The 1002-nt window shown below is 69.3% G+C and carries 1 protein-coding gene; it reads left to right on the plus strand.

Features of this window, described 5'->3' with window-relative positions; translation table 11 throughout:
* Nucleotides 1–54 precede the first annotated feature (54 nt).
* Nucleotides 55–986 (plus strand): IS5 family transposase gene (locus ACFXAM_RS38870; protein ID WP_380298662.1). Its coding sequence is split into 2 segments (ribosomal slippage): nt 55–451 and nt 451–986, totalling 933 coding nucleotides; the frame shifts between segments, so codons are not numbered across the junction.
* Nucleotides 987–1002 lie beyond the last annotated feature (16 nt).

Here is a 1002-nt window from a genome sequence, read left to right on the forward strand (position 1 = left end):
GGACTTGTCCGCCCGATCATGTGACTATCGCCTGGCTCGCTCGTTGGTTCGGGCATGGGGCGGGGAGATCTTACGGATGCCGAGTGGGAACGGCTGCGGCCGTTCCTGCCAGTCAGCAACAGGCGTTGTGGCCGATGGCGGGACCATCGGCAAGTGATCGACGGGATCCTGCACCGGGTGCGGACCGGTGTGCACTGGCGTGATCTGCCGGAGCGGTTCGGGCCGTGGAAGACGGTCTACGAGCGACACCGGTTGTGGTCGGCCGACGGGACCTGGGAACGGTTGCTCCAGCAGGTCCAGGCCGAAGCCGACGCGGTAGGCGACATCGACTGGGACATCTCGGTGGACTCCACGATCGTGCGGGCCCACCAGCACGCGGCCGGTGCCCGCACTGAGCCACCGCCGGCTCTGGCCTCAAAGGGGGCTGGGCCAGGGGAACACCAGGACGAGACGCCGTGGCAGAGCCTCGTCGCCCGCCTGGTGGAGGTGGTGCTGGAGGCGAGGGCCTGGGCCGTTCGCGGGGCGGGTTCACCAGCAAGGTCCACCTGAGCGCGGACGGCCGCTGCCGCCCGCTGTCCTTGATCGTCACGCCGGGACAGCGGGCGGACTGCACGCAGTTCGAACCCGTGCTGGAGAAGATCCGTGTCCCGCGGACCGGTCCGGGCAGGCCCCGCAAGAAGCCCGACAGCCTGGCCGCGGACAAGGCCTACAGCAACGGGCCGGTCCGTGACTACCTGCGCAGACGCGGCATCCGGCACACGATCCCGGAGAAGACCGACAGCCGGGCCGCCCGCCTGCGCAAGGGCTCACGCGGCGGGCGGCCACCGGGCTTCGACGAGGAGCGGTACAGAAAACGCAACACCGTCGAACGGGCCATCAACAAGCTCAAGCACGCCCGAGCAGTGGCCACGCGCTACGACAAACGCGGCTACGTCTACCTCGGCACCGTCACCGCAGCCGCCCTCGTCATCTGGCTCCGCACATGATCGACCGGACAAGTCC

Origin of the sequence: Kitasatospora sp. NPDC059462, from assembly GCF_042749955.1 — a bacterium.
In the GTDB taxonomy this organism is placed as follows: domain Bacteria; phylum Actinomycetota; class Actinomycetes; order Streptomycetales; family Streptomycetaceae; genus Kitasatospora.